Origin of the sequence: Lentisphaera marina, from assembly GCF_028745505.1 — a bacterium.
Classification (GTDB): Bacteria; Verrucomicrobiota; Lentisphaeria; order Lentisphaerales; family Lentisphaeraceae; genus Lentisphaera; species Lentisphaera marina.
In genome coordinates, this window is record NZ_JAQZZL010000001.1 from 2574014 (window position 1) to 2600503 (window position 26490).

The window sequence follows — 26490 nt, forward strand, 5'->3', positions numbered from 1 at the left end:
TGCAGGCTTAAACACAAAAAAATTTCGAGGGTAGAAAAAATGTCAGACGCTAAGTTATCGAGCACACCAAATACGGGGGATCACGTCCTTAAATTTTCAGGTGACACACAAGAATTCACCTTAACGAGTCAACTTCCAGGCAAAGCTTATTTAAGAACAAACATCAATCAATCTGCCATCAGAAATGAACAAGTTATTCGTCATATCGAAAATGATGAAACTGAATTTGATTTGGGCTGGAATGATTACCCCATGAACGACCTTGGCAATGGATCATTCTCTATCACTCTTCCCTTAAGTGAAGCCGGTCATTTTAGAGCTAAAGCCTACCTCGTCTTAGGAAACGGCCAACAAGTCTGGCAAGATGGAGCCGATATTGTACTGAACATTGAACCTAACAGTACTCGCTATGCCAATAGTATCTATTGTGCTTTCCCTCGTCAATTTGGCCAGAACAAAAACTTACAAAACGCCCCCGATCACGATAATTTAAAAGATCTCGACGCTCAGGGGTACACTGTCATCCCTCCTTCTGGAAAATTTTCAGACCTCATTGAAGAACTCGATCATATTTTTGATAATTTAGGCTGCGATATTCTTCACCTATTGCCGATTAACCCGACGCCTACAAGCTATGCCCGCATGGGACGCTATGGTTCCCCCTATGCAGCCCTCGATTTTACCGCTGTAAATCCCGAACTTTGTAACTTCAATTTAAAGACAACTCCTGTCCAACAATTCTGTGAACTTGTCGATGCGGTCCATGCCAAGCAAGGGCGCATTATTATTGATATTGCCATCAACCATACTGGCTGGGCTTCCAAGATTCATGAAACAAACCCTGAATGGGTAAGACGCCACGATAATGGTGATATTTTTCAACCTGGTGCTTGGGGAACTGTCTGGGAAGACCTAACGGAACTCAATCACAAAGATACCAAGCTATGGATTTACTTGGCCGATGTATTCCTCACTTGGTGTGAGCGTGGAGTCGATGGTTTCCGCTGTGATGCTGGCTACATGATACCTGAACCCGCCTGGAAATACATTGCTGCAAAAGTTCGTGAGCAATACCCAGAAACAATCTTCTTATTAGAAGGCTTAGGTGGTCCTTGGGAAACGACAGAAAATATGTTGAACCACTGTAACCTCAACTGGGCTTACTCCGAGCTCTTCCAAAATTATAATAAAGATCAAATCAGCGCGTACATGAAGTACTCAATTGATTTTAGTCAAAAATACGGCCCCATGGTTCACTATGCCGAGACTCATGATAACATGAGGCTTGCGGCAACATCCTCCCTATGGGCAAAATCACGTACAACTTTATCTGCTCTGCTCTCACATAATGGCTGCTTTGGATTCACCAATGGCGTCGAATGGTTAGCCACAGAGAAAGTTAATGTTCATGGTGCAAGTGCTTTAAATTGGGGTGCTGAAGAAAATTTAGTTAAAGAAATCAAAGAACTAAATCAAGTCCTCCATACCCACCCAGCTTTCTTCGAAAATTCTCAAATCAAAGAAATCCAAGTAAACAATTCTAACTTACTCGCTTATGAAAGGTATTCAGAACAAGGCTCTGCACCTGTCCTCATTCTCATCAACTTAGATATGGAACATGCTCAAGAGGTCAATTTAGAGCCTCCTCATCATTACGCGGACCTACTCATTGGCAACAAAAATATCGACTTAAGTAACAAGCAGCTGCATTTCACACTTGAGCCTGGAGAAATCATTTGCCTTGGCAATCACTCAGACAAACTCGATTGCCCGCAAGATAAACAGAAGCATCAACAAGCTAAAAAAGTTATCTCTAGCCTATCTCAGAAATTAAATAACTTTAATTTAATAAATGACTTAGATTCCCAAGTTACTAAACTTTTGGACTCCCCTCTCAAATGGCTTAGAGAACAAAATATTATCCCCACCAGCTGGGAATTCCCTCTCGACCTAAAGCGCCAAGTTCCTTGCCCTGTTGATTCGTCAATTTTATTCAAAGCACCCTATAACTTTAAGGTTTTTGTATTTGGTCGCAAGCATTATTCTTTCCAAGCAAACGATGGTCTTCATTACATTTTATTAATGCCACTAGAAGATCAAGGCCACATTTCTTATGAAGATCTAAAGCTAGAGATCAATAGCCCCAATGGGATTGAAAAACATGAGTCAACACTCGTTCGCTTGAGCACCGTTGATCTGCCTTACGAAGATAAATACCCCGTCCAGGATTATAATAATGTAATTCTCGACACCAATGGCAAAGGCGCCATGATGAGGCTCAACACTGGGATTTCAAATATTTGGACGCGTTATGATGCCCTTTTGGCGGCAAACTTAAGTCCAGATTACCCCGAGAATCGTCATATTATGTGGCGTCGCAATCGCATCTATGTCGATTGTCATCACGCCACTTATGAGCTCACAGAAAAATTCCTCACAGAAATCCGTGGTAATGGCCGTGACCGCAAGCTCATTTATGAACTTCCACTCGGTCATCATCGTTGCCTCATTCTTAGTGTTCAAGCCTTTATGCTACCGGGAGAAAACGCCACGACCTTTATCATTTCTCGAGAGAAAAGCTCTCTTAAAGAAGCATCTCAAACTAGCGTAAAAATCTATATCCGCGTGGATTTAGAAGATCGCGATTTCCACTCCGACACAAAAGCCGGCGCAGGACTTGAAGGTCTGTGGTCTAGCAAAGTAAAATCGAAAAAACGTGAATTGCGTTTTGCTCCCGATGCGAGTCGCCAATTCTTATTGAAGAGCTCAAATGGTGAATTCCACCGTGAAGATGAGTGGTCTTATAACCAGTATCAAAGAAACGAGGCTTTGCGTGGGCTCGAAAGTCACTGTGACTTATATAGTCCTGGCTTCTTCTTACTCGACCTCAAGCCAGGCGAATCTTGTACTCTACTTGGACAAGTCTTGCGAGATAGCAAGAGTCAAGGCACTAAAATAGCTGATATTGTAGCGCCACAGAAAAACGAATTAAATTCATACTTGGATCAACTTACAGAGGCAGTCAGTCATTATGTTGTTGCACGTGATGGCATGAAAACGGTCATTGCTGGTTACCCTTGGTTCTTGGATTGGGGTCGTGACACCCTAATTTGTTGCCGTGGTCTTATCAGCGCAGGTTTTGGAGAAGATGTCGTAAAAATCCTCCAGCGTTTTGCAAGCTTTGAAGAAGCTGGCACGCTACCGAACTCTATTCACGGTGCCGATGCCGCCAATCGCGATACGAGCGATGCTCCTCTGTGGTTCTTCATTGCTTGCAATGATTATATCGAAGACTGCGGTGATGATAAAATCCTTAAGTTAGATTGTAATGGTCGTACATTGCTCGACATAATGAAATCTATTGCGGACAACTACATCGCCGGTGCCCCAAATGGCATTAAAGTCGACCCTGAATCCTTATTAGTCTACAGTCCATCTCACTTCACTTGGATGGATACCAATTACCCTGCGGGCACACCCCGTGAAGGCTACCCCGTAGAAATTCAAGTTTTCTGGATTAAGGCACTCAACATACTCTTTAAGTATACTGCTGATAAAAAGTGGCAGAACCTTGCAGACAAAGCACTCAATTCATTTATTAAATATTTTTGGAATGAAGAACGCGGATTTTTATCTGACTGCCTTCATTGCAAAAGTTATCACCCCGCCAATGAATCTCAGGCCGATGATGCTCTGCGCTCCAACCAACTTTTTGCCATCACACTTGACGTCATTCAAGATAAAGACATGCAACAAGCGATTTTTGAATCTTCGTCCTGCCTGCTAATTCCTGGTGCCATCAGAAGTTTAGCAGATAGAAACAATGACTTCCCCTTGCCAGTTTACTCAAATTATGGTGAATTGCTCAACAACCCTCAGAACCCATACTTCCATCATTATGAAGGGGACGAAGACACAAGAAGGAAACCTGCCTATCATAATGGTACTGCTTGGAATTGGCCCTTCCCTTCTTACCCAGAGGCGATGCTGAAGATTTATGGTGAAGAAGCTATCCCAACAGTTAAGTCACTTTTATATAGCTCGCGAATTCTATTTAATACGGGTGCTTTAGAGCAAATCCCAGAAGTTATGGACGGTTCTGCACCGCACACTCCCAGGGGTTGTGATGCTCAAGCTTGGTCTGTCACAGAACTGCTCCGCGTCTTGAAAAAATGTAAACATTAGTGAATTTTTCGTGAAATAGTATTTTTTTTATACTTTTTTACAATAAATCTCTCTTGCTTACGTTAAGTTCATTTAAGTACAAAATCGCACTAAATTTGACCATTGATAAAAATTTATGTTTTTTTTGATTTGCGTGAAAGATATGCTTTAATATATACGATTTAGTTTTTATAGACCAAATAAGATATGGATGAAACAATTATGTCAGACAATGAAAAACCGAGAAAGCCTAAAGCTTTAGACTATTGTAAAGCGACTGTACTATCAATTATGATTTTTGCCGCTGTATTTTATAGTCACAAATATCTCACTATAAAATATGACTACTTACTTCCCGACATCTACCCACATGAAAATGTTGTAGGCACTTGGAATGATGATGCAGGAAAAAGCAGTGTTGATTTTGATGCTAATGGCTTTTGCCAACTGAAAGACGCAAAGAAAAAAATGCTCTTTATCAAAACAGAAGCTAACAATTTCACTCTCTTCAAATTTGGACGCGATAAAAAAGGCAACCGCTTAGGTACAATTGCTCATAAAGTAAAAGTCCTTGGAGAAACTAAACTTGAACTGGATAAAAACTCCTACACCAAGCTAGTCGCTCAGAAATAATTTTAAGCCCACTTCACAGTGGGCTTTTTTATTGCCTCGAAAGATTTGCAGAGATCCCTAAACTTTTTACCTAAAAGCTGTTTAGATCCACGCTCCCTGATTTAGTCTAATTAAAACATGACTAAAAAAGGATAATCTGTGAAACGTTCCAAATACACTCCACTTCTCGCAGGCATGGCACTTATTAATGCTTCGCTTTTTGCGGCTCCCCCTGCCAAAGATAATACTAAGCCTTTCACAAGAAAAGCTATTGATAAAGATGCCGCTTACAAAAGCCCTGCTTATGCAAAACATCGTGAAGCATCCCTCACTCTCGACGATCGCTTTGAGCATAATTTATTTGCATCTCCCCCCTTTATCGAATATGTTACCGCCGTTTCTGCTGACGTCGATGGAACTCTATACGTCTCACAAGACCCTAATGGTAGCCTAGGCCACTACATTGGCTTAGGTAATGTTGTTACTGCCAAGGACACTAATGGTGATGGCAAGGCCGATAAATTTGTGGACTTCATCCCAAAAATCGAGAGTGCTCGTGGTGGTCATATTGTCGCTGGTACTTACTATCTCTTACACCCTCCTTATTTAACGGCTTTTAAAGACACGACTGGTGATGGCGTAGCTGATCAAAAGACTCTCTTAGCTGATGGTTGGGGCGGTGGTATTGAACACCCACGTGGAGCTGACCATACGACAAATGGCGTTCGTATGGGTATTGATGGATGGCTCTACGTTTCCGTTGGTGACTTTGGCATTAAAGACTCAAAAACAGCGAGTGGCGAAGTTTTCCGCTTTCACGGAGGTGGTGTCGCTCGTATTCGACCTGATGGCAGTGAACTGGAAATGTATGTTGATAATACTCGTAACCAATTCGATGTCGCCATTTCACCTACTTTAGAATTATTCACCCGTGACAATACCAACGATGGTAAGGGCTGGAACTTACGTGTTCACCACCAAGTTCCTGAATCTGACTTTGGCTACCCCAAACTCTACCAAAACTTCCCAGACGAACACATTGCCTCTCTCGGCGATTATGGCGGAGGCTCCGGTATGGGAGTGCTTTTCTTAGATGAGCCTGGCTTTCCAAAAGACATCAATAATAAACTCTACACATGTGATTGGACTACTGGTAAAGTTTTTAGCTTTGATATGAGAGCCAAGAATGGAACTTATGAAGTTAAGCAAAATATTTTCACCCCACTGACTCGTGCAACCGATATTGAAGTTGATGGGCAATCCAAACTCTACTTCTCTGACTGGGTTGGTGCTAGCTTTGCTTATGCGGGTGACAACAAACCCGTAAGTCGTATCTTTTCTGCGAAAATTAAGGGCTACAATGCTCCTAAAGCTCCAAATTTAAAGACAGCCAATAATGCTGAATTGATTAAGCACCTCACTGGTCCGAGCTCAACCATCCGACTCCATGCACAGCAATACTTACTACAAAAGCCATTATCTAAGCAGAGTATTGCTCTACTGACTCAAGCTTGCTTGGATAAAAAGCTTTCGGTCAATGCTCGCACAGCAGTTCTGTTCACACTCAAACAAGCCCTGGGCGAAGCGAGTCATGATACCTGTAAAAAACTTTTAACTGACCGCAGCATGCGCGAAATGGCGCTTAAGGCTCTAACTGACCGCAAATCACAAATGACTCATATTTCTCCTGAACTTATCTCACCCTACCTTAGTGATACAGACCCTAAGGTTCGACTTCAAGCTTTTATTAGTTTGCGTCGCCTAAATAAATTCAGCGAAGCGAGCAGTGATGCCCTCATCGAAGCTGCCACAAAATCATGGAAAGCTGATAGCGTTGGTAAATTAGGCACTAGTGCCTTACCTCACTTAGCCTCTCGTGCTCTTGCGGGCTTGGCACAAAACCATCCACAAGCATGGCAGCATTACCTAGCTCGCTTTAAGTCTGGTGATTATAAGACTCAAAAAACTCTTTCTTATGCACTTAAAACAGTTCACGACCCAAAACTCATTGATCAACTAATTGCGGAACTCGCAAAGGATAAATGGAATGATGCTAGTCGTTTACTTATTCTCGATATACTTGCACGTCTATCTCGTAAAGAAGCTGAATGGGATTTAGTTGCTTGGTGGGGAACGCGCCCAAATGATAGTGGCCCTTACTACGAAGGTAAAAAGTGGCAAGAAACAGCTAAAATTATCAAAGCCATCGAAACTAACTTTGGTAAATTTAAAGCGAGTTCACAAGTTGATGTGATCGATCAATTGGCCCTCAATCAAATTGACACAACTAAACTTAAGCTCGAAGGCGTAGATATTCTCTTCTCTGCACTGGATGCTCAAACACCTACAAAACAGCATATCTCTACTTTACAGGCAGCCGCACTTGATAGTGCAAAACCTTGGCCCACTCGCCTCAAAGTCGCCAATAAACTCAGTAGCTTTAGCGAATGGATTGATCCCGGCGCCATTCGTTGGGTCAAAAAAGGCAAAGGCAGAAAAGCACCAAAAGAAAAAGTTGTTAATGAACAGAAGGTTCAAGCTTCTAAAGAAATGCGTCTCATCGCAACAAAGGCACTCTTAACGAGCCTTTCTAAATTCCAAGCGGATATTCAGTCTCTCGACAAAAAAGACCCAAATGCAAAAGCGGTCAAAGCTCTTGCCCACGACTACTGGACTTTCCCAAGCCAAAACAAAGGTGATTTTGCGGATCTCGCTAAATTAGCTAACGAACTGGATGACCAAGCGGCTGCTTTAGCATGGAAGAAAATTTTCTTTGCTTTCTATAAAAACATTGGTGAGAAAATTGTCGCGAATCAAAAAATTATCGATAGCGAAGTAGGTTTACATAACCCTGGTTACTACCAAGCGATTGCCGATCTTTACCTACTCGATGATAAATATAAAAAACGAGCGCAAGCTAATTTAACTTGGGATTACGAAGGAACTCGTAAGGCCGCAAAGCTTGTCATGGATATGCATCAAGTGGTTGTGAAAGTTGCAAAAGATCCTAAAAAATCAGCACCACTCCTAAGTGCAGGCTTAGAAGGAGCTGAAAAATACGCTCTTGAAAACAAAGGTGATATTGCCTTAGGTGCCAAGCTGTTTAACAAAAACAACTGTATTGCTTGTCACGCCGTCAATAATGCCGCGATTCAGAAAGGACCTTATATGGGAACGGCTGGAAGTCAGTTCCAAAGAAAATTCCTCATTGAATCTATTCTTAATCCGCCAGCAGCCATTGCACAAGGTTTTCCTACTTATGAAATCTTTCCAAAAGGAGGTAAACCACCTCATATTGGTTTCCTCGTGGATGAAGACAATACCTATTACTACCTCATGAATGCAGCTGGTCATACAGAAAAAGTGACGAAAGAACATATGCAGGATAAAAAACTAAACAAGATGTCGCAAATGCCACCTGGTCTAGTTTTTAACCTCAACTTACATGAATTCACTTCTCTCATCGATTACCTCGAGTCCATGAAGTAGAATTTATTCAATCAATAAAAAAGGCCAGCTTCTTGTGAGAAGCTGGCCTTTTTTATTTAAGTAACTTATTCTAGCTCAAGGCCGCCTTAACTAAACCCGAAAGCTTGCCACCGTTAACTAAGAAGCCCGCCCCCTCGACCTGTGATTTCACCGAGGCAATTGTACGACCCATATTTTTCATTGACTTATCATCAAGATCTTCAATCACTTTTTCAATGATTGCTTTCATCTCAGCTTCATCCATTTCTTTAGGAAGGTAAGTTGCCACAATCTCTAAACGCGCCTTGAGTTCGGCCACTTGCTCTGCGTTGCCCGCTTTTTCAAAAGCATCGAGTGATTCATGCATTTCTTTTTGAATTTTCTGAATGATGGTCGTGATCTGAGCATCAGTCACTTCAATCTTTTCATTGATCTCTTTATTTTTAATTGCACCACGAATTTCTGTTACAACAGCTTTCCTAGTGGCATCTTTTGCTTTCATGGATTCTTTAAAATCATTCATCAAACGCGTTTTCATGTGAACTCCTAATTTAAATTCAATGAACTAGGCTAACTCCTAATAAGCTCTTTAAAAGCTTTAGACCGTTGCGAAAGACAAAAAATTAGTCTTGTATAGGCTCGTGAGTCACCATCTTGCGCAAAGCTTTTCTAGAAACGCTTCCAATAATCGCCAGACTCAGAATGGTCGCAATTAAGCCAAGAACAAAAAGTGAGCGATCAGCTCCTTGACTCAAATCTAGACTAGACAGTTTAGAACCAGCAATACTCACCAGAATCACGCGTGGTGCTAAACCTATGGCTGAGCCAAAGACGAATTCCAGTTTATTCACTTTACCTGCGGCCAAAAGCACGTTAGTTCCCGCAAAGGGCATGATGGGAGATAAACGAATCAAGATAACCATACTCAAAGTTCTTAAGCCATGGCTTTTCAATAACTCCGTATAAATCATATGAGCACGAGGCTTTTTCTTTAATAAAGCTAAAAGTTCATCGTCTAAAAAGCGACTAAACAAGATGTAGGAAAACATGGAGGCTAGTGTAATTGTCCCCAGTGCATACATAGGCCCTAAATAATGACCAAAGAGAATACCCCCCAACAAAGACACTGCATGGGTAGGAATTAATGAACAACCAGTAAGAATTAAGCCCAAGATTAAGAAGATCAATAAACTCATGGGGTGGGAACGCAAGGCATCGAACCATACATCGGTGCTAGCACTCAAAACAATGGCGCCCACTCCAGGACCCATAACCGAAAAAGCCAAAATGGGGCCAAAGTTACCTAGGTCTTTAATGAAAGTAGTGATTTTTTTAAACATATGCTCCGTTTTCATCCTTAATTTCGGCTCTTTAATACAGCCGATCAATTTGACGTCCACTTACATACTTCTCTTCAAAAAGATTTAAACCTCATATGAAGATTATTATCGAGGCTTAATTGATCAGAAAGTGTTACCTTCGATAAACCTACCCTTTATAAAAACTTGGTACACTTCTTCGTCACGTTCGAGCACACGCTTCGTTATCCAGTCACCCGCTTTTCGTCCCAATCTATTGATTTGCAAACTCACCGTACGCAATTCACCTGGCAGAACTGAACTTACGCTTGAACCATCAAAACCAGAGATCGAAAAATCTCCAGGGACTTTGTAAGAATATTTTAAGGCTTGAAACATAAAAACGCTGGCCAAGATATCGTTCATTGCAATAATATCTGACTGCTGCTTTTCTTTTAAACGCCTGAGGAATGACTCATTAATTTGTTCCAGATCAGTTAATTCAATACACTCATAGTGATTAATCGACGTTTCTTCGCAAGCCTTAATAAAACCTTTTCGACGTTCCAGGGTTATTTCATTTTCTCCATACATCTCAAGAAAGACTGGCTTACTCAATCGACTTACACTTTTTTTCACAAGCTCTTTCATGGCCTCTTGGTTATTGAAGGTAATGAAGTCATTCTCTATGGGCGACCTATTCAAAACGAGAAAGGGAATATTGTTTTCTTTGAGGTAAATTTCTGTTGCTTTAGGTATTTGACAAAAAGCAAAAATGACTGCGTCGGCTTGGCCACTCTTCTTGCTCGAAAAAAGGTCTTTCGTTTTGGTACTTGTCTCACAAATAATATTGAGTTGATTCTCCGGGACTCCAGCTTTTATACCATCAATGAGCTCTGGAACTGAGTAAAACAGCGGTAAGGAAGGGTCACTTAATTGCCCCAGAACTAATTTAATATTTAATATGGCGCGGCTCTTTTGTTTTTTGATAGAGCGCTTGGTATAGCCTAGACGATTGGCAATCTCAATAATCTTGTTGGATCTTTCGTCACTAATTAATGACGAGCTATTCAAAACTCGTGAAACAGTACTAGCTGAAACTCCTGCTTCTTCTGCAATATCATAAATAGTAACTGACATAGACTCACCTTTAATTATTATTTACATCTACAATAACGACTTTTTTACATGCAACAAATGCTTAGAGATTTTTTATTTCTAAACTGAGAATACTGAACTTTATACTCAAAAAATAAAAAACATTAAGTTTTTATTAAAATATATTTGCATGCAATAAAAACTGGACATACATTGCATGCAACAAATGAAATAAGGATTGCAACAATGGCCCAAAAAGATCTTAGTAAACTCTGTATTCATACCATGACCAATAAGCCATGGACTTTAGATGAATGCCTTAGCAATTATGAACAGGCTGGCATCGGCGGCATTTCGGTATGGCGCAATGTTATCGAGGGTAAAGATTTACAACAAGTTAATCGCGATATCAAAAACTCGGGTTTAAGCCCAGTATCTTTAGTTCGCGGTGGTTTTTTCACTGGTGAAAATAAATCGGAACGTCAAGCTGCTATAGATGAAAACAAAACAATCATTGATGAAGCCCAAGCTATTGGCGCCCCACTCGTAGTTCTTGTTTGCGGTGCTACACCAGGTCAAAGCGTTGAACACAACATCCAACAGATTCGCGATGGTATTGCGGCACTCCTACCACATGCAGAACAAGCAGGAGTCAAATTAGGTATTGAACCACTTCACCCCATGTATGCCGATACCCGCTCTGCAATTAGCTCTATGCGCTCTGCCAATGAATTGGCAGAAGGACTCAATCACTCACATGTCGGCGTAACTGTTGATGTTTTCCATCTTTACTGGGAAGAACACTTACGCAATGAAATTTTGCGCTGTGGTAAAAATGGCAACCTCTTTTCCTACCATATCTGCGACTGGAAAACGAATCCCAGTGACATGCTCAATGATCGTGGCCTCATGGGCGAAGGCGTAATTCCTATCGACCGCATCAGTGAATGGGTTGCCGAAGCTGGCTTCAATGGCTTCCACGAAGTTGAAGTCTTCTCCAACTCTTACTGGGAAATGGATCAAAAACTTTACCTAGACAAAATCATTGCCTCTTACAACCAATTATCTGAGCCAAAAGCTTAGAAAACTCTTATAAAACAAACAAGGAATAACACCATGGAAATCAGAAAAATCGGAATCATCATGAACGGCGTTACAGGCCGTATGGGTACTAACCAACACTTAGAGCGTTCAATTCACGCCATCATGCAAGAAGGCGGAATTAAAATTAATAACGATCTCACTCTCATGCCTGATCCAGTTCTTACTGGCCGTAATGAAAACAAGATCAAAGCTCTAGCAGAAAAATACGGTATCGAAAAATACACAACTGACCTTCAGTCAGTACTCGATGATCCTTACTACAAAATTTTCTTCGACTCATCAGGAACTCAATTCCGTCGTAAGTTTGTTGAAATGGCCGTTAAAGCTGGCAAAGCCATCTACTGCGAAAAGCCAACTGCAATCACTACTGACGAAGCTCTTTACCTCTACACACTCTGTACTGATGCTGGACTCAAAAATGGCGTAGTTCAAGATAAACTTTGGCTCCCAGGCCTACGTAAATTCTCTATGCTTAAAGAACAGGGTTTCTTTGGCGATATTCTCTCAATCAAAGGTGATTTTGGTTACTGGGTATTTGACGGCAAAGTGGAAGACCAACCGGTGCAGCGCCCTAGCTGGAACTACCGTGAAGAAGATGGCGGTGGCATGATCATCGATATGCACTGTCACTGGCGTTATGTTTTCGACAACCTTTTTGGCGAAGTAAAATCAGTTTCTTGCCGTGCGGCGACTATCCTCGACGAGCGCGTTGATGAAAATGGCGATACTTACAAATGTACTGCAGATGATACTGCCTACGCAACTTTCGAACTCGAAAATGGTAAGCATATCCAAATGATTTCTAGCTGGAATACTCGCGTTCGCAAAGACGATCTACTCACTATTCAAGTGGACGGAACTCATGGTTCTGCGATTGTTGGCCTACGTAAATGTTTAGTGCAACCTCATTCCATCACTCCAAAAGCAGTTTGGAATCCAGATATTGATTCACCAATTAACTACCTCGATCAATGGCATGAAGTACCTGATGCTGGTTTCTATGATAATGCCTTTAAAATTCAGTGGGAAAAATTCATCCGTCACGTTGAACTCGATGAAGATTTCCGTTGGTCATTACTCGAAGGTGCTAAAGGGGTTCAACTCGCTGAACTCAGCCTCGATTCTCACAAAGAAAGACGTTGGGTTGACGTCCCCGAGTTAGGTTAAGGTAGAACGATGAGCGAAGCAGCTGTAGTTTTAGTAACTGGCGCAAGCCGCGGCCTCGGCCGTGGCATTGCCATCGAACTCGCCACAAATGGTTACTCAGTAGCTATTAATTATGCTGGCAATCAGGTCGCAGCTGAAGAGGCTGCTGAGCTCTGTCGCCAGGCGGCACCCAACGATAATCAAAAATTCTTCCCTGTGCGTGGCGATATTTCATCTTCTGAATCACGTTCAGCAATGCTCAAAGCCGTACTCGATCATTTCGGACGTCTTGATGCCTTGGTAAACAACGCTGGTATTGCTCCAAGCGTACGTGCAGATATTACCGAAGCCAGTGAGGAATCATTTGAATCATTAATCAAAACTAACCTCATGGGTCCCTATTTCCTTACTCAGGAAGTCGCTAATTACTGGCTCAAAGAAAAACCATCGCCACTCAAAGGTGGTTTCCGCATTATTTTCGTTACTTCCATCTCGTCACACACAGCTTCTATCAGTCGTGGTGATTACTGCATCTCAAAAGCAGGTCTCTCGATGGCAGTACAACTTTGGTCTCAGCGCCTTGCCGATGAAAATATCCAAGTCTATGAACTACGTCCTGGCATTATGAAAACCGACATGACCGCTGGCGTCACATCAAAATATGATGCCCTTATAGAAGATGGTCTCGTCCCACAAAAACGTTGGGGCACAGCCAAAGACCTCGGTCTCGCTGCCAAATCACTCATCGATGGCGACTTCCCATTCTCAACGGGCACAGTCATTGATGTTGATGGTGGCTTCCAAATCAGACACCTCTAGGAGAATTATTATGAGTCAAACAATCCCACAACACATCCTCGACTCGCTCACCAGAGTCAAAATGCCTGGCGGTGCGAGTGAACGTCAACATAAAGAAATTGTTGAAATTGCTGGCATGCAAGTTCCCATCTACACCACAAGTTCACTAGTACTTGGTAGTGGTGCCGCAGGCTTACGTGCCGCGGTTGAACTGAAACGCAAAAATATTGATGTAACAGTTGCGAGTAGTTCCATGTTTGGCGGTACATCCGCATGTTCTGGCTCAGATAAACAAACTCTCCACACCGCTGGCACCAGCAATAGAGGCGATGATTTTGTCAAACTCGGACAAGATATAAGCTCCGGCGGCGGTATGGATAAAGACACCGCTTACATCGAGGGTGTCGATTCACTACGAGCTTTCTCCAGTTTACAATACATGGGACTCCCACTTCCCCAGGACCGCTTTGGAGCTGTTTTACGCTACCAGACTGACCATGATGAAGTGGGTCGCGCCACCAGTTGCGGACCTCGCACTTCGCGTCTCATGGTAAAAGTCCTCTGTGAAGAAGCCATTCGTTTAGGTGTTGATTTCCTTAAAGGCACTACTGGTGTCCAAATTCTAAAAAGCCAAAGAGATGGCCAAGAAGTTTCCTCTGGTCTCATTGCTATTAACCGCACTGATGAAAGCAATGAATTTGGACTCATTGTCATCCTCTGCGATAAACTCATTTTAGCAACAGGCGGACCCGGAGAATTGTATCGCGATAGCGTTTACCCAAAAAATTGTTTTGGCTCTTTAGGTATGGCCTTAGAAGCAGGTATTGAAGCTACTAACTTAACTGAAAGCCAATTTGGCATCGGTACACGTCGAACTGAGTTCCCATGGAATTTATCTGGTACCTACGTTCAAGTTTTGCCTTACATCTATTCTTTGGATAAAGATGGCAAGGAGTACAACTTCCTCGCGGAATACTACCGCAGCACTCAAGAACTCGTTTCCAATGTTTTCCGCAAAGGTTATCAATGGCCCTTCCACGCCACTCGTATGCTAGATTATGGTTCAAGTTTAGTCGATTTAGCCATTTTCATCGAGAGTCAGAAAGGTCGGACAATCTTGATGGATTTCAATAGAAATCCCGAGGCCGTCGTCAATGATCAAGAATTCAGCTTAGAAAGACTCGACGATGACGTCCGCGATTACTTAGTTAATAATGAAGCTCTACAAGAACTTCCTATTGATCGCCTGCGCCAAATGAATCCTTTAGCGATTGAACTCTACAAAATGCATGGCCATGACATCAGCAAAGATCCCCTGCCCTTTAATGTCTCGAATCAGCATATGAATGGCGGCGTTGATGTGGATATTTGGTCACAAAGTTCACTTAAGTCATGTTATGCCATTGGTGAAGTTGCGGGAACCCATGGCGTCACCCGTCCAGGTGGAGCCGCACTTAATGCTGGACAAGTTTTTGGCACTCGCTGTGCTGAACATATTGCTAGCCAAGGTGCAGAAACTCCTGCAAGTGAAGGCTTGCAAGAACATCAAGCCACGATTGAGAGTATTTTTAATGAACTCTCCAAGGCTGTAGCTAATGAAAACCAACCTACTTGTGATGAAGTTCGTGATATCATCCAAAATCGCATGAGCGATAAAGCTGGCTTTATCTGTCAACGCGATGAGGTCCTCAAAGCCTTGCTCGATACCCAAACCCTTAACCGCAAGTTGGAAAAAGGTCTAAGTATCAAGACATCACGTCACGCAGCAAGTTATTTCCAATGGCGTCAAACCGCCCTTTCTGCTGAAGCCGTACTCAATTGCTTAACACTCTACATCAAAAATGGTGGTGGGAGTCGCGGTGCACGCGCACTCTGTGCAAAAGACGGCTCAGACGTGCCAGATACGCGCTTAGGTGAACTAAATGAATACCGTTTCATCACTGAGAAAGAAGCTCACAAGAATGAAAAAATCGTCATTGGTCTCGACCCCAAAACAAATGATTTTGTCACTCGTATTGATCCACTAAGAGAAATGGAAGACCCCTCAAAAATCTTCTTTGAGAAGAATTGGGCTCCCTACCTCACAGAGGAAATCTACCAAAAGGGTTTCAAACACTAATTTTTCTATACCTGGCTCTCGCTGCCATACTCCTTAGTCAAAAAGCAGAGCCAGGCATAGATTCTTTTTATAGGATAAAGACATTGAACCCCATAAAAAAAATGACCCGCACCAACAAAACCAACCTCAACCACCATATGTGGAATAATAATGGCGTTTGGTTCATGCAGTACACCATCTATCCCACTCCGGTCACAAAACAGCGCATTCGTCGCTCACTTCATACCCATTCAGTTATTGAAGCTAGAAAACTTCGCGATGAAATTTTAGGGGGTTACCTTGCGGATTTAAAACAATCCTGCAATTTGTAATTAGTTAGAAGAATTAAATAAGGAATAAAATTCATGAAAAAACTCGATACCAAAAGTGAAATTGAATTCCTCAAAGAACTCCATGCAGATCCCCAAGCAGAAAAAACTTACGCCCTCTTACGCGAAAGCTTCAATGTCCTCCAAACACGCTCGCAGATGCTCATTGGCCTCGTCACTATTTGCTTAACTATCACCGGTTTCTCAGGCATTAAAATTGCCGAATCATGCCTCCCTGCCAAAGTTTCTATTTTTATCGGCGTTTGCTCCACACTCATCACTGCACTTTTACTTGTTTCTGGCCCCTTAAATCTACAATGGCTCAGCCAATACCGTGCCGACACTCTGGAAGCAACCCTACAAGAACTCATTCTCCGCCGTGATCGCCGCACCAAAACCTATCACCACGCCTCTTTATGCCTCATCATTGGCCTCGGAGCCTATACACTAAGCCTCGCTTTCTACCTACTATTTAGCTAGACTCCACCTTCTACCGCCTAGTCGAGGAATGGCAATTCCTCGCGGGGTGTATGAGGGGCTGAGCCCCCTCATCTCATAATCTCTACAATCCATCCATTCACTCCATCCGCGGTGGCAACCGAAATCCGCTCCTAAGTAACCCAAGCTTCCTAAACAAAACCTCACGCAGAGCCACAAAGGCGCAGAGTAAAAAAAACTCTAGGCCCTCAGTCCCTAATCATTCAAAATTTAAAATTAAGAATTTAAAATTCACTTCTCACCCTACCGTCCGTCGATGGCTGGCAAGCCTCGCTGGGAAGGGGACAGAGTCCCTAGACTACCTACATGAATTTAACTTACTTATTGCCTACGGTATTAGCCACAAGCCGCTCTTAAACTATACCTTCCTTACTAACAAAACATTCTCACATGGGGATGCCAAGTTGCCGTACTAAAGACTTATTCATAAAAATAAGCTACAAATTCAATTTAATTTATAGCGACCTTCTCGTCTAAGCTTTGCGGAGTACGCAAAGCCCTGCTCTATTAAAGTATTGATATTTACTTGGAGGTAGGAGTCACTCACACAACACAGTCCCCCTTTATTTTACAAAAGTGCTTTGCCCACTTTTGATGCGGAGCCTGCCTAGCCAAAAGACACTTAAAAAACAGCTTTTATCTTTTAGTATAAAAATGACATTTTCGCCTTTGTATTTATACGACAATATTATCACAAGGTCTAATTCAGCTCTTTTTTCTAATTTGGGCGCGGGTTATACGAACTAAATCATTACATATAACACCACTCTCTCTGTATAAGCGACAGTGTTATCCTAAGTCAGCAAGTGCATATAACACTTTTTCATCAAAACAAATGATTTATAATCTCATTCAGGATAATCCGGGATAATGGCGCAAATATTCGATTCATTTGACGCAATCATACACCTTGAATTTTACAAATAAGACAACTAATTAAATAACTACACATCATTTGTACCATAAATAAAAACAACAAAAACAATCAACTCAACCATAAATGGCAACCCGATCACAAGCTCCACTCAGATCGTATAATACCATGTTCTGTAGGAATAATAAAAAAAGATTTTTAGAGCAAACGCAGTGAAAAACGAAATACGATTATCAATCTGTATTTAGCCTCTTAAATCACCATGAATTACGAAGCTGATTTGGATCACAAACTCAGACAAATGCGAAGTCAGCAATAGTCCTATAGAAATGAAAAAATTAAAAGAAAATAGAAAAATACAGAACCAGTAACTGGAGTTGATACTTTCGTTATGAGTCACAATTTAAATAGAAAGTACAAACTCAGTTTAGACGTTAGGGTAAAATATAATGACAAAAAGAAAGAAGATCATATTCATATTAATTACATGCTCAATACTGACCGTCATTACATACAGATTTTACACAACTCTTTCTTTTGTAGCGACAGGAATCTATGAGCATTCACCAAACGAATCTAAAGTAGCTCATATACACGAACACAATGTAGAGCATTTTTGGGGAGGAGATAGAAATTATTCCACAATAAAAATAAAAGACAAATCTGGAAAGCTACTTAAATACGAAAAACACGAACATGGAACAGATAGATATAATTGGTACTATAAAGGAAAAATTATATGGACATCTGAACAAAATTTAGAATTTAAAATAGAAGACAAAACAATTATCGAAATAGAATTAAACAAACCCTAACCAAAAAATGAACCTGAAATTCTCGTTCCTCGAATTCAGGTAATTTATGTCGTTCGATAACAAAAATTAAAATAACAAAATGAGTATCGTAGAATTACTATTAGACACAGCAAGAGAAGACACGAATCTCTTAATCAAAAACGATGAACTTGGAGATAACTTTAATATACCAAGAACAGTTGACTTTATTTTAACTACAACAGAACTAGAAAAAGCTGAAACAGCGAGAGACTTTATTGATGACAATCGTTATGGTGATTCCTCAATTGAACAAATAGATGATCAATATCGAGTAGTAACCAAAATAATAATGCCAATTAACCAAAATATTTTATGTTCTGTATCTGGCTTAATTGCCTGTGTCGGTAAAATATTTGATCTAGAATATGACGGTTGGGGAAGCGAAATACAAAAATAAAACATCGAACCAAAAAATGCACCTGAAATTCTCGTTCCTCGAATTCAGGTAATTTAGGTCGTTCTGTAGGAATAATAAAAAATATTTTTTGAGTAAAACGAATCTTACAAAATACATCTCCAAAGACTCAATAATTGATCGATCATTACAAGAAAATACGAAACATAAATCAATCTCATTAAAGTGAACTACCTATTCTACAAAACGCAGTTTTACTCTGAGTAGATGCGAAGTCAGCAATTCATCAAAAACAAACGCAATTCATTCCTCAAAACAATCTGAGTAAATGCGAAGTCAGCAAATAGAATGTAGTCTTATAGAAATGAAAAATAACAAAATACAGAACCAGAAAATGCACCTGATATTCTCGTACCTCGAAAACAGGTGATTTAGGTCGTTAGAGTAGAATAAAAAAAATGAAAAAACTTGGAATAACAATCAGTATTATCGGCATATTATTGCACATGAATACATGTTTTATTCAAAGTGAAACAAAGTTTGGTTTTAACATTCTTTTATTAGTATTTTCTAGTATCCCCTATATTTCATCATTACTCATTTTAAGAAATAAAAAATCAGAAGTAATCGGAGCATTAGCGCCATTGCTTCCTATCATTACTGATTCTATTGCATATTATTCAGTATTTATTTCTCCAACTTCCTCAACTGCTCCATTAGCATTGATATTTATTCCTCTATGGAATCTAATTGTTTTTATGCCTGTAGGAATTATTACAGGATTAATTATCCAAAACTCAAAAAGAAAAAAAACTCTAACAAGAAGCCGGAAGGAAGATTTTCGCTAAGGCTCAATCTCCCTCAGCTTAGACGTTAGGGTGAAATAATATGAAAGAATCTGAAGTACGAAAATATATCATATACATCATAAATAAATATGTTGATGATCCTATAAAAAAAGGTGAACTGCTATTATGCGCAAATACAGCAGATGCGCCTCCTGTAAGAGGTATCTTTAGTGATCTTAATTCTATGGATATAGAATTTGAGACATCCGATGCAGGCATTATAAAGGATATCTTTTATTATTTTGGATAATATGCATTTACAAAAATTAAAGAAGATAAAACTATAGCACCTAAATACAGTAACCACCGAAGATCAATAAACCCTAACCAAAAAATCGAACTGATATTTTCGTTTTGAATCAAATTTTAAATAGAAAATACAGCTCATTTAGATCGTTCTATGGTAATAATAAATGATCATCTTTAATACATATTTTTGTCCGAAATGCGGTAAAGGATTAGAATCCAAAGATTGTGAAATTGAGAAAATTAGATTTTCACAAATTTGTAAATGTAAAGAATGTCAGGTTCCAGTCACAACTTCAGGATTTAGTTTCATAGTAGCTGGAGCATTTATAATTTTCTTTATGTCAATGATCCTAGCAGCAGGAGCATTTGAATTAGGTATTATACTTGGAGCACCATTTATACTTCTTGGAATCTACAGAATAATAAAAAACTTTTTTATCAAAAAAAAACATAGAACCAAAAGCCGGAAGGAAGATTTTCGCTAAGGCTCAATCTCCCTCAGCTTAGACGTTAGATTAAATATATGAAAGGTATCTTAAAAATTATCACACTCATTTGGGAATCATTATTTTTCAGTCATTACAACATTGAAGAAAATCAGAAACAAAGATTTCTCAAAAACAATCCTGATTACAAAGAGGAAGAAATACAGAAGAGTAATTTAAAAATTGAACCAAATAATACTAAGAAACCTAATTCTTTTATTGTCCTGAATCCGTGATCAGGTTTTGAGATTCATGAGATAATGGTTTGGTCGAGTAATTCTTAGATCGTTTTTATCCCAGATTGTGAGATGTCCTTATTTCTTAAGCCTATCGCTCGTGATCAGGTGTCTAAGGATAGTAAATATAGCAATTTCTAAGGCAATTCACCCAACTTGGACAGAGTAAAGCACAAAACTCAATAAAAGAGCTTTGCAATAAACTTCTTATTAGTGGATTAAAGGCTAAATGATATTTTTTGATACAGCTTAAACCAAGGGCTATGTCGACCAAACTTGAGAGTTTCATCTCCTGCGTGCTTTACGTGTTTACAAGCGGTTAAAATCAAGTCACGTATCACGCACCGTAGGCGGCGTCGTTGGGCTTTGATTTTAATTGGAGCCAAAGATTTATTATGGATAAGGTGATTACCAATGACTCTGAGCACATTAAAAGCGAGCATAGCGCAGTGCAAAAAGAATTGATTCGCTTTAAATTTCCCTGAGGGTAAACGCTCTACATTCATATCGCTCTTCAATTCGCTATGGAACTGCTCACTGGTTCCATGATCGTGATAAAGTTCGATCACATCCTCGGCTTCTAAAGGTAAATTCGTCCAATAGGTCTCCACTTCGATTTCTGGCATCAAAAGTCGATTGCCATCTTGATCTTCGAGTCGTTCCGTAACTTTAAAAATAACAGGAACCACTTTATGTTCTTCATTGTTTCCAGGATGTTTGTGATGGAGTTCACCGACAAAGACACTCTTACCATCTCGAGATTTAAGCTGTCGCCCTAAACGCCGTGCGTTGGATAGCCACTGTTCTTTAGATTCCTTTCTAAGGTTCCGTTTAATCAGAAAATATTGATCATCAGGAAGGTGTCCGAAATTAACCTCAGCATCGTGAGCGGAATCTAAACGAAGTAGTACGGGGTGCTTAAGCTTTAATTTTTTGATCATAGTAAAGCTGTCATCTAAGAACTCTGGCATCCCTTTTTGTGCATGCTGTGAACCTGGACGCAGCTCATTATTTAGCATAAAGCCCTCAGTTCCAAGGTAGGCAAACATGGGAGAAAATCCGTCATGATTTTTATATGTCCAACTCACATTTTCTTTATGGCTACCGGAGTTATCCATGGGTGATACATCCATATCGAGTGGAATAAAATTCATCCCCCCTTTTGATATATTACCTATACACTGTTTTTTGAGCAGGTTTGTATTCGCTGATTTTAAATGCACTTCATGCTCAGAAGACATGATTTCTAGTCGTTGACGCAAACGTTCCTCGGATGGAACTTTGTTTAATCCAAGTGATTTCATAAAGACTTCGTTTTCACGAAACTGACTAATATCTGTGAAGCGTTCACGCCCCTGAATCAGTAACCCCACCTGTGATTTGAAAATATCTAGATCTTGAAAGTGTTACGCTTCAGTTGAAATAGGACACATCACTTTTTTTCTTAGTTGAGTTACTTTAAAATTGTAACCCTCCGAAAAGGAAATGAATTATGTCTAAAAAACGCCGTTATTTTAGTGCCGACCAGAAAGTTGTCGCCATTCGTAAACACCTACTTGAGCGAACTCCTGTATCTGATATTTGTGATGAACTCAATATTACAACGACGCTATTTTATCGTTGGCAAAAAGAGTTCTTTGAAAATGGTTCTCGAGCCTTCACCAAGGATAACGATAGTAATTTAAAGAAGGTAGAAAAAGAAAATACACTACTCCAAGCGACTACTTCACAGAAAAATGATGTTATCGCTGAACTCGTGGCGGAGAATATAAGCTTAAAAAAGAAACGTGGCCTGATCTAAATGGAAACTGGGTTAGTAAAAACATCCGAGATCAGGTCGTTCAATACCTGTATAGTTGGCATGAGCGTACGCAAATCAGTCTTCGTAGTATGCTCAAAACCTTAGCCCTTCATCCTAGTAAATTTTATCAATGGAAAATACGAGAAGGCAAGGATAATCAACATAATGGTAAACAACCCAAGGATTTTTGGATTACTGAAGATGAAAAACGAACTGTCATTGAGTATTACCAGTCTCATCATCAAGAAGGCTACCGAGCTGTGACGTATATGATGATTGATGAAGATATTGCGTATATGAGTTGCTCCTCTGTTTATCGTATTTTATCAGATGTAGGGCTTATGCGTACTAAAACCACAAAGAAATCCAGTAAAGGAAATGGATTTGAGCAACCACTACAAGCTCATGAACACTGGCATACTGATATATCTTACGTGAAGATCAATAAAAGGTTTTACTTCTTTATAGGCGTCTTAGATGGTTATAGTCGTTGTTTACTTCATTGGGAAATTCGAGAATCAATGGATGAGCAGGATGCCGAAATAGTGGTTAAAAGATCTTTGGAGAAGTTTCCAGAAGCAAGACCTAGGATTATTACTGATAATGGTTCTCAGTATACAGGGCAGGAATTCAAAAAATTCATTGCCATCCATGGTCTCACTCATGTTAGAACTTCTCCATATTATCCACAGAGCAATGGAAAGTTAGAACGTTTTCATTACACTTTGAAAGAGGGCTCAATCCGGCCAAAAGTTCCCTTGAGTGTAGAGGATGCGAGAAGAGTTGTCACGCAGTACGTGGAGTACTATAACAACACCCGTCTTCATAGTTCTATTGGCTTCATTACTCCAAGCGATAAACTTATTGGTAAAGATGTGAGTATTATTCAAGAAAGAAAAAGAAAACTCGCTGAGGCAAAAATTCGTAGGTTAGAGTTCTTTGCAGAAGCTTCATAAGCCAGTAATGTAACAAATCTCAGCTAAGAAAAAATGCCTAACTGTCTAATTTCCGCTGAAGCAGCACAAAAGATATGATTGGCCTTGTGATCTGTATTGAACTCATCGTCAATTTCACTTTGTTGAAGGACTTGGCCACCTAAAAATATTCCGCCAATACTATGAAGGGAATCATTGCCTGTGTCGAGTTTAAATGCTTTATTCATGAGAAAACCTGTTGGGTGATTTTGGTGTCGTAACTTAAATTACTATAAACCAACAGGTTTTCTTGTTTTTAAGCTGTTTTTTAAGATCAGCTCACGGATTCAGGTAGTAAATAAGCGAAGCATAGGTCTCTCTCAATTTTAAGATATTTACAGAAAGGACTCCCCATAAATATTATTTTAGACATCACATTTTTTTTGCGTGCTGTCTAAAATCAATACATCGCTGAGTCCTATAATTTAACTGCCTTATGGCAGAGAAATATAAATAATTATAGGTAATAACATGTACAAAAAAAGTTTTCTCTTACTCACATTATGTTTCGTTTCTAGCTTGCTTGCAGGCGACCTAAAACAAGAACAAGCGAAATATCAAAAGATGAAAAAAGCATCTCTGGAAAAGCATCGTAAACAAAACCCAGAGTTAACTCAACTCAGAACAAAAATAAAAGAACTCAGTCAAGAAATGATGCAATTAGCTATTAGCATAAGTCCTGAAATTGCTAATGCTGAAGCGGATCAACGCTGGACTATATTAGTTGAAAAGATGGATGAAATCACGGCAAAAAGCAGTGACTTCAAAAGTGTTTATGAGGCGCGAAAAAAAGCTTATGAAGAGATCTCTGAAATCCTTCACCTTCTCGACCCCAAACTAAAAGAACAGGGAAAGCGTACTTGGGAAGCTAAACAAGAGTCTAGCAACATTTAATATTCCATTTGCCCAGTAAGACTTAATTTACTGGGCTCAAACGCTCTTCAAATTCAATTGATTTTCGTAGTTGTTTGATTTTGGCCTCTTCAAATTGACCTGGAGTAATAATGATTTTTTGAAGGCCTATTTTTTTCATTAGAAGTCGAATTTTTTCAAACCTAATTTTTGTCCAGCGAACGTCAATTGTGTGGAGCTTCAAACCTAAGAGTCTTTCAAGATCATCTGTCCTACTATTTCGTAAATCTAATGAACCGATTTCTAGGGGACTTAAGACATTAAATGGCTTTTCTGTTGAGATCGGAAGAATAAAAATCTGATACGGTGCTCCCCTTAAACTTAGATGACTTGGGTTTTTGGGATCTAGACTAAAACCTTCATAAGTCCAGTGAGCGACATTATTGAGTAAATCGAGAATGTTTTTTACGGCTTTAATATATGATTGTGGGGATTTATCTTTACTTTGTAGTACGTGATAATAAAAAGTCTGATACGCCACATGCTTATACTGGGTACTCGTAAAACTCTCCATCAAATCTCCTAGTTGCCTATTGCTGAGTAAAGCCTTGTCATCTGGCTTTATTTCCCCATAAGCTAAGGCAATTTCATATAGTTCTTTATCTAGATCACTATAGGCCGCCGCCGCTTGTTTAAATTCCTGCAATGTAAAATGTAAATCTCCCTTAAAACTCAATAAGTCATTCTTATCTAGCTTAGTATTTGGATCAGCTAAAGCCTTATCTAAGGATTCTATCATTATTCGTGTGGTTTCGTAATGTCCTCCAAGCGAGGATTGATGAACAAGGGAACGCAAGTCGCGGTCGAGTTTCTGCTTTAATTCATTTTCGGTTTTATATAAACGGAAATTCTCTTCTGCTTGATGTTGAGCCGTAATTGCCTGGTTTTTCTCCTTGCTAATTCTCGTGAATGAATATATAGCAAAAAGAGTCATCAAGGAGAAAAAAACTATGACTAAAACGACAGTCGTTTGATGGCGTTTTATTAGAAGCTGAATTTGTGTCCAAGTTGAAGCGTGTTGCGCCTCTGTGGCATAGCCATGGAGATATTTTTCTATTTCATCCTGAAGTTCTTCCACTGATTGATAACGATCTTCTGGTCTTAAAGACAAGGCCTTTAAGCATACGGCACTCAAACTTGCGGGAATCAATTTATCTGGTGCGAGTGCTTCAGGACTGAGGATGACTCCTTGCTTTGTTTTAGCAATTAATTCTTCTAAGTTTTGAGCTAAAACTGGAGGCTTTTGCGTCAGTATGTAATAGAGGATAGCACCGAGGGCATAAATATCGCTCAGCTGATTTTTTTCGCTGTCATTACCTATTTGTTCTGGGGCCAAAAAACCTGGGGTTCCTTTAATATGTCCAGATAAAGTCACATCATTTAAAATGTCTAGGTCTTCTATTTCTTCATCACAATCACTAAGCTTCTCTGGCTTGCTTAAAACTTTTGCAAGGCCCCAATCATACAATATGACTTCACCAAAACGACCGACATTGATATTTTCTGGTTTTAAATCTAGGTGAATTACGTCGCGGGAATGGGCGTAGGCAATGGCGTCACAAACTTTGTTGAAAATATTTAGCAGATCATTCAAATTGTGCTCAAATTCAGTTTCTGAAACCCTAATAAATTCTCCTAGATTATGACCACTTATGTAGTCCATCGTAAAGAAAGGTTGACCTAAATCGTCAATTCCAATATCGTGAATTGACATGATGTTGGGATGCTGAAGACGAGATGTAATTCGCGCTTCCCGCAAAAAATCTTCATAATCAATTTCTGTTTTACTTTTTAGTGGGGTCGCCATGGCGACCTCTCGCCCTGTTAAGTAATCGTATACTTTCTCTATTCTTTTTTCACCTCCACTCTTTGTCGCAAGAACTTCACCATAGCGTTGCCGTTTCGCTTTTATGGAATTTAATAAAGGCGTAATTTCAGAGAGTTCTTCATCATTGAGTTCAGAGAAGTTATAGAGGTTTTGTAAATCCAGTTGATCACTAAACTCATCCTCAAGTTCATCTAGACTTTTTAATTTATGTGAAAGGTCCATGAATCCCTACGAGCTTATCTTTTGATATTCTAGTTAATGCATCAACTATAATACAATGGCAAAACATAGATTTAAACTTTCTACAAAGAAAACGAGCTAAGTAAAACTATAGATTCTTATACAGTTAAAGGGTGAAGTGGTAGATTTGTAAGCTAGTGATGATTTTATTTTTGACTTATTCAAAGCAGAGCTAAAAAGCTTGTGGTTTTTGATAATGAAGTGGGTATTATTCAAGTACACGGGCGAAATTTAAATCT

Annotated in this window: 21 protein-coding genes and 2 pseudogenes; 17 read left to right on the plus strand and 6 right to left on the minus strand. The window is 39.8% G+C overall.

Annotation, left to right across the window (positions count from 1 at the left end; translation table 11 throughout):
* The first annotated feature begins 39 nt into the window (after nt 1-39).
* From PQO01_RS10320 to PQO01_RS10330, 3 genes are all read left to right on the plus strand, one after another.
* The gene (locus tag PQO01_RS10320; protein WP_274313932.1) at nt 40-4185 is read left to right on the plus strand and encodes an amylo-alpha-1,6-glucosidase; all 4146 of its coding nucleotides are present in this window, start codon (nt 40-42) and stop codon (nt 4183-4185) included.
* 201 nt (nt 4186-4386) lie between these two features.
* Complete coding sequence (locus tag PQO01_RS10325) at nt 4387-4797, plus strand: hypothetical protein (RefSeq protein WP_274313933.1); 411 nt, start codon at nt 4387-4389, stop codon at nt 4795-4797.
* 138 nt (nt 4798-4935) lie between these two features.
* A complete protein-coding gene (locus PQO01_RS10330; RefSeq protein ID WP_274313934.1) occupies nt 4936-8265 on the plus strand; it encodes a DUF7133 domain-containing protein in 3330 nt (1109 codons plus the stop codon).
* Between the two features lie 70 nt (nt 8266-8335).
* Here the strand turns inward: PQO01_RS10330 and PQO01_RS10335 are convergent, their stop codons facing one another.
* The 3 genes from PQO01_RS10335 to PQO01_RS10345 all read right to left on the minus strand — a co-directional run bounded on the left by PQO01_RS10335 (nt 8336) and on the right by PQO01_RS10345 (nt 10682).
* Complete coding sequence (locus tag PQO01_RS10335; protein WP_274313935.1) at nt 8336-8782, minus strand: GatB/YqeY domain-containing protein; 447 nt, start codon at nt 8780-8782, stop codon at nt 8336-8338.
* 85 nt (nt 8783-8867) lie between these two features.
* Nucleotides 8868-9584, minus strand: a complete 717-nt coding sequence (locus tag PQO01_RS10340; protein ID WP_274313936.1) for a TVP38/TMEM64 family protein — start codon at nt 9582-9584, stop codon at nt 8868-8870.
* Nucleotides 9585-9707: 123 nt separating this feature from the next.
* Nucleotides 9708-10682, minus strand: coding sequence for a LacI family DNA-binding transcriptional regulator (locus PQO01_RS10345; protein WP_274313937.1), 975 nt, complete (start codon nt 10680-10682; stop codon nt 9708-9710).
* Between the two features lie 204 nt (nt 10683-10886).
* Here PQO01_RS10345 and PQO01_RS10350 point away from each other — a divergent pair, with 204 nt between their 5' ends.
* The 11 genes from PQO01_RS10350 to PQO01_RS10400 all read left to right on the plus strand — a co-directional run bounded on the left by PQO01_RS10350 (nt 10887) and on the right by PQO01_RS10400 (nt 20260).
* Nucleotides 10887-11723, plus strand: a complete 837-nt coding sequence (locus PQO01_RS10350; protein ID WP_274313938.1) for a sugar phosphate isomerase/epimerase family protein — start codon at nt 10887-10889, stop codon at nt 11721-11723.
* 33 nt (nt 11724-11756) lie between these two features.
* Nucleotides 11757-12911 carry a Gfo/Idh/MocA family protein gene (locus PQO01_RS10355; RefSeq protein WP_274313939.1) on the plus strand — a complete coding sequence of 385 codons (1155 nt, stop codon included), beginning with the start codon at nt 11757-11759 and terminating at the stop codon, nt 12909-12911.
* Nucleotides 12912-12920: 9 nt separating this feature from the next.
* Complete coding sequence (locus PQO01_RS10360; RefSeq protein ID WP_274313940.1) at nt 12921-13709, plus strand: 3-ketoacyl-ACP reductase; 789 nt, start codon at nt 12921-12923, stop codon at nt 13707-13709.
* Between the two features lie 10 nt (nt 13710-13719).
* Nucleotides 13720-15807, plus strand: coding sequence for an FAD-dependent oxidoreductase (locus PQO01_RS10365; RefSeq protein ID WP_274313941.1), 2088 nt, complete (start codon nt 13720-13722; stop codon nt 15805-15807).
* Nucleotides 15808-15890: 83 nt separating this feature from the next.
* Nucleotides 15891-16118, plus strand: a complete 228-nt coding sequence (locus tag PQO01_RS10370) for a hypothetical protein (protein WP_274313942.1) — start codon at nt 15891-15893, stop codon at nt 16116-16118.
* 33 nt (nt 16119-16151) lie between these two features.
* Complete coding sequence (locus PQO01_RS10375) at nt 16152-16595, plus strand: hypothetical protein (protein ID WP_274313943.1); 444 nt, start codon at nt 16152-16154, stop codon at nt 16593-16595.
* Nucleotides 16596-17936: 1341 nt separating this feature from the next.
* Nucleotides 17937-18302 carry a hypothetical protein gene (locus PQO01_RS10380; protein ID WP_274313944.1) on the plus strand — a complete coding sequence of 122 codons (366 nt, stop codon included), beginning with the start codon at nt 17937-17939 and terminating at the stop codon, nt 18300-18302.
* A gap of 79 nt (nt 18303-18381) precedes the next feature.
* Complete coding sequence (locus PQO01_RS10385) at nt 18382-18720, plus strand: ribonuclease E inhibitor RraB (protein WP_274313945.1); 339 nt, start codon at nt 18382-18384, stop codon at nt 18718-18720.
* A gap of 416 nt (nt 18721-19136) precedes the next feature.
* Complete coding sequence (locus PQO01_RS10390; protein WP_274313946.1) at nt 19137-19526, plus strand: hypothetical protein; 390 nt, start codon at nt 19137-19139, stop codon at nt 19524-19526.
* Between the two features lie 40 nt (nt 19527-19566).
* Nucleotides 19567-19776, plus strand: a complete 210-nt coding sequence (locus PQO01_RS10395; protein WP_274313947.1) for a hypothetical protein — start codon at nt 19567-19569, stop codon at nt 19774-19776.
* Between the two features lie 163 nt (nt 19777-19939).
* On the plus strand, nt 19940-20260 hold the full coding sequence (locus PQO01_RS10400) for a hypothetical protein (RefSeq protein WP_274312902.1): 321 nt from the start codon (nt 19940-19942) through the stop codon (nt 20258-20260).
* Nucleotides 20261-20714: 454 nt separating this feature from the next.
* Here the strand turns inward: PQO01_RS10400 and PQO01_RS10405 are convergent.
* Nucleotides 20715-21899 (minus strand): annotated as a pseudogene (locus tag PQO01_RS10405) (IS1380 family transposase); the annotation flags it as partial.
* Nucleotides 21900-21988: 89 nt separating this feature from the next.
* On the opposite strand from PQO01_RS10405, the gene PQO01_RS10410 reads away from it, so the two are divergent.
* Both PQO01_RS10410 and PQO01_RS10415 read left to right on the plus strand, forming a co-directional pair.
* The gene (locus PQO01_RS10410) at nt 21989-22297 is read left to right on the plus strand and encodes a transposase (RefSeq protein WP_274312221.1); all 309 of its coding nucleotides are present in this window, start codon (nt 21989-21991) and stop codon (nt 22295-22297) included.
* A 47-nt stretch (nt 22298-22344) separates the two neighbouring features.
* Nucleotides 22345-23253 (plus strand): IS3 family transposase, encoded by a 909-nt coding sequence (locus PQO01_RS10415; protein WP_274314052.1) that lies wholly within the window; start codon nt 22345-22347, stop codon nt 23251-23253.
* Nucleotides 23254-23285: 32 nt separating this feature from the next.
* On the opposite strand, the pseudogene PQO01_RS10420 reads toward PQO01_RS10415, so the two are convergent.
* Nucleotides 23286-23459 (minus strand): annotated as a pseudogene (locus tag PQO01_RS10420) (IS1380 family transposase); the annotation flags it as partial.
* 283 nt (nt 23460-23742) lie between these two features.
* Between PQO01_RS10420 and PQO01_RS10425 the strand changes: the two are divergent.
* A complete protein-coding gene (locus PQO01_RS10425; RefSeq protein WP_274313948.1) occupies nt 23743-24165 on the plus strand; it encodes a hypothetical protein in 423 nt (140 codons plus the stop codon).
* Between the two features lie 22 nt (nt 24166-24187).
* Here PQO01_RS10425 and PQO01_RS10430 read toward each other — a convergent pair whose 3' ends face one another.
* The gene (locus PQO01_RS10430) at nt 24188-26233 is read right to left on the minus strand and encodes a serine/threonine protein kinase (protein WP_274313949.1); all 2046 of its coding nucleotides are present in this window, start codon (nt 26231-26233) and stop codon (nt 24188-24190) included.
* Nucleotides 26234-26490: the final 257 nt, after the last annotated feature.